Genomic DNA, 4,166 nt, shown 5'->3' with positions numbered 1-4,166 from the left:
CCCGCACCCATTGCTGGGGCGGGGGCCGTTTCCACGAACTACGCGTCGGTCCCGACGCGACTACGCGCTAGCGGTAGTCGGTCCCGACGCGACTACGCGCTAGCGGTAGTCGGTGCTGAACCCGTAGTCGTCCAGCGGAACCGCAGCACCGGTGCCCTGGCCGAAGCCTTCCGGGCTGTAGTACTGGTCGTCGTAGGACGGCACGGCGTACGCCGCGGCGCGCGCCTCCTCGGTCGGCTGCACCTGGATGTTCCGGTACCGGTTGATGCCGGTGCCGGCCGGGATCAGCTTGCCGATGATCACGTTCTCCTTGAGACCGATCAGCTTGTCCGAGCGGCAGTTGATCGCCGCATCGGTCAGCACGCGAGTGGTCTCCTGGAAGGACGCCGCCGACAGCCACGAGTCGGTCGCCAGCGAGGCCTTGGTGATACCCATGAGCACCGGACGACCGGCGGCGGGCTCACCACCCTCGGCGACGACGCGGCGGTTGGACGCCTCGAACTCGGCCCGCTCGGTGAGCGATCCGGGCAGGAACTCGGTGGCACCGGAGTCGATGATCGTCACGCGACGCAGCATCTGGCGCACGATCACCTCGATGTGCTTGTCGTGGATCGACACACCCTGGCTCCGGTACACCTCCTGGACCTCGTTGACCAGGTGGATCTGCACCTGGCGCGGGCCCATCACGCGCAGCACCTCGTGCGGGTCGGCAGCACCCTCCATGAGCTGCTGGCCGACCTCGACGTGGTCGCCGTCCGACAGCAGTCGCTCGGAGCCGTCGTCGTGCTTGAACACACGCAGACGCTGACGCTTCGACAGCTTGTCGTACACGACCTCTTCGCCGCCGTCGTCCGGGACGATGGTGATCTTGTAGAAGCGGTCGCCGTCCTCGAGCTGCACGCGGCCGGTGACGTCGGCGATCGGGGCCTTGCCCTTCGGGACGCGGGCCTCGAACAGCTCCTGGACACGCGGCAGACCACCGGTGATGTCGGCGGCACCCGCCGCACCACCCTGGTGGAAGGTACGCATGGTCAGCTGCGTACCGGGCTCACCGATCGACTGCGCGGCGACGATACCGACGGCCTCGCCGATGTCGACGAGCTTGCCGGTCGCCATCGAGCGGCCGTAGCACGTGGCGCAGACGCCGGTGCCGGTGGTGCAGGTGAGCACGGAGCGCACCTTCACCTCGGTGATGCCCGCCGCGAGCAGCGCGTCGATCGCCGGGTCGCCCAGGTCGTGGCCGCGCTCGACGATCACGTTGCCGTTCTCGTCCACCGCGTCCGCCGCCAGGGTGCGGGCGTACGTGCTGGTCTCCACGTGTGCATCGCGGATGACGGAGCCGTCCGGCTGCTTCTCCGAGATCGTGGTGACGATGCCGCGCTCGGTGCCACAGTCCGTCTCGCGCACGATGACGTCCTGCGAGACGTCCACCAGACGACGGGTCAGGTAACCCGAGTCGGCGGTACGCAGCGCGGTGTCGGCCAGACCCTTACGGGCACCGTGCGTGTTGATGAAGTACTCGAGAACGGTCAGGCCTTCCTTGAAGGAAGACTTGATCGGCCGCGGAATGAACTCACCCTTCGGGTTCGTCACCAGGCCCTTCATGCCGGCGAGCGACCGAACCTGCGTCATGTTGCCGGCGGCGCCGGACTTCACGATCATCGGGATCGGGTTGTCGTCGGGGAAGTGCGCCTCCATGGCCTTGCCGACCTCGTCGGTGGCCTCGGACCAGATCTTCACCAGGGCGCTGTTGCGCTCGGCGTGGTTGAGGGCACCGCGCTGGTACTTCTTCTCGATCTGGTCGGCCTGCGCCTCGAAGGACTCCACGATCTGGGTCTTCTCCGGCGGCACCAGGACGTCCGAGATCGACACGGTGACACCCGAGCGGGTGGCCCAGTAGAAGCCGGCGTCCTTGAGCTTGTCGACGGTCTGCGCGACCACGATCATCGGGTAGCGCTCGGCGAGATCGTTGATGATCGTCGCCTGACGCTTCTTCGGCATCTGCTCGTTCACGAACGGGTAGTCCGCGGGGAGCAGCTCGTTGAACAGCACGCGGCCGAGGGTGGTCTCGGCGATCCAGCTGTCGCCGTAGTTCCAGCCCTCGTCGCCGAAGAGCTCGTCCTCGATCTCGCGCGACGGACGCTGCGTGGTCAGGCGGACCTTGATCTTCGCCTGCACCGCGAGCGCGCCGCGGTCGACGGCCATGATGGCCTCGGCCGGCGAGGAGTACACACCGGTCTCGGCCTGGTCCTTCGACGCCGCGACCAGCTCGCCCTCGGCACCCTCGTCCAGACGGGTCAGGTGGTACAGACCGGTCACCATGTCCAGACGCGGCATGGCCAGCGGACGACCCGACGCGGGCGAGAGGATGTTGTTCGAGGACAGCATCAGGATGCGGGCCTCGGCCTGCGCCTCCGCGGACAGCGGCAGGTGCACGGCCATCTGGTCACCGTCGAAGTCGGCGTTGAACGCCTCACACACGAGCGGGTGCAGCTGGATGGCCTTGCCCTCGACGAGCTGAGGCTCGAACGCCTGGATGCCGAGGCGGTGCAGCGTGGGTGCACGGTTGAGCAGCACCGGGTGCTCGGCGATGACCTCTTCGAGGACGTCCCACACCTGAGCACGCTGACGCTCGACCATCCGCTTGGCGGACTTGATGTTCTGCGCGTGGTTCAGGTCGACCAGGCGCTTCATCACGAACGGCTTGAACAGCTCGAGCGCCATCAGCTTCGGCAGACCGCACTGGTGCAGCTTGAGCTGCGGGCCGACGACGATGACCGAACGGCCCGAGTAGTCGACGCGCTTGCCGAGCAGGTTCTGACGGAAACGACCCTGCTTGCCCTTGAGCAGGTCGCTCAGGGACTTCAGCGGGCGGTTGCCCGGACCGGTGACCGGCCGGCCACGACGACCGTTGTCGAACAGCGCGTCCACGGACTCCTGCAGCATCCGCTTCTCGTTGTTGACGATGATCTCGGGGGCACCGAGGTCGATCAGTCGCTTGAGGCGGTTGTTGCGGTTGATCACGCGGCGGTACAGGTCGTTCAGGTCGGAGGTGGCGAAACGGCCACCGTCGAGCTGAACCATCGGCCGCAGCTCCGGCGGGATCACCGGGACGGCGTTGAGGACCATGCCCATCGGCGAGTTGCCGGTGGACTGGAACGCCGCGACGACCTTGAGCCGCTTGAGTGCGCGCAGCTTCTTCTGGCCCTTGCCGCTGCGGATGGTCTCCCGAAGGATCTCCGCCTCGGCGTCGATGTCGAAGACCTCCATCAGCTTCTGGATGGACTCCGCGCCCATCGCGCCGGTGAAGTACTCGCCGTAGCGGTCGACCAGCTCGCGGTACAGACCCTCGTCCACGATGAGCTGCTTGACGGCCAGCTTGGTGAAGGTGGTCCAGATCTCCTCGAGCCGGTCCAGCTCACGCTGCGCCCGGTCACGGAGCTGGCGCATCTCGCGCTCGCCGCCGTCCTTGACCTTGCGGCGGACGTCGGACTTGGCACCCTCGGCCTCGAGCTCGGCGATGTCGGCCTCGAGCTTCTGGGCGCGGGCCTCGAGGTCGGCGTCGCGCTGGTCGGCGACCGACTTCTTCTCGACCTCCATCTCGGCCTCGAGCGTGGAGAGCTCGTTGTGGCGGAGCTCGTCGTCGACGCCGACGATGACGTAGGCGGCGAAGTAGATGATCTTCTCGAGATCCTTCGGCGCCAGGTCCAGCAGGTAGCCGAGCCGGCTCGGCACTCCCTTGAAGTACCAGATGTGGGTGACGGGAGCGGCGAGCTCGATGTGGCCCATGCGCTCGCGACGCACCTTCGCGCGGGTCACCTCGACGCCGCAGCGCTCACAGATGATGCCCTTGAAGCGGACGCGCTTGTACTTACCGCAGTAGCACTCCCAGTCCCGGGTGGGGCCGAAGATCTTCTCGCAGAAGAGGCCGTCCTTCTCGGGCTTGAGCGTGCGGTAGTTGATGGTCTCCGGCTTCTTGACCTCGCCGAACGACCACTGACGGATGTCCTCAGCGGTGGCAAGGCCGATGCGGAGTTCATCGAAGAAGTTGACGTCGAGCACGTAACTTCCTTTCCCCAGAGGGATTATGGTGTGCGCTTCTCAGCGCCTACCTGTCTGCCAAATTCAAATGTGGGCTACGCCCCCGGGCCGCGGAACCCCGCGGC

Annotated in this window: 1 protein-coding gene; it reads right to left on the bottom strand. The window is 66.7% G+C overall.

Features of this window, described 5'->3' with window-relative positions:
- Positions 1-99: 99 nt before the first annotated feature.
- Entirely contained in the window at positions 100-4,062 is a 3,963-nt protein-coding gene (locus tag ACFXGJ_RS24055; protein WP_378625772.1) for a DNA-directed RNA polymerase subunit beta', read from the bottom strand.
- Positions 4,063-4,166 lie beyond the last annotated feature (104 nt).

The organism is Rhodococcus sp. NPDC059234, from assembly GCF_042754225.1.
In the GTDB taxonomy this organism is placed as follows: Bacteria; Actinomycetota; Actinomycetes; order Mycobacteriales; family Mycobacteriaceae; genus Rhodococcus_G.
This window is presented reverse-complemented; position numbering and strand designations above follow the sequence as displayed.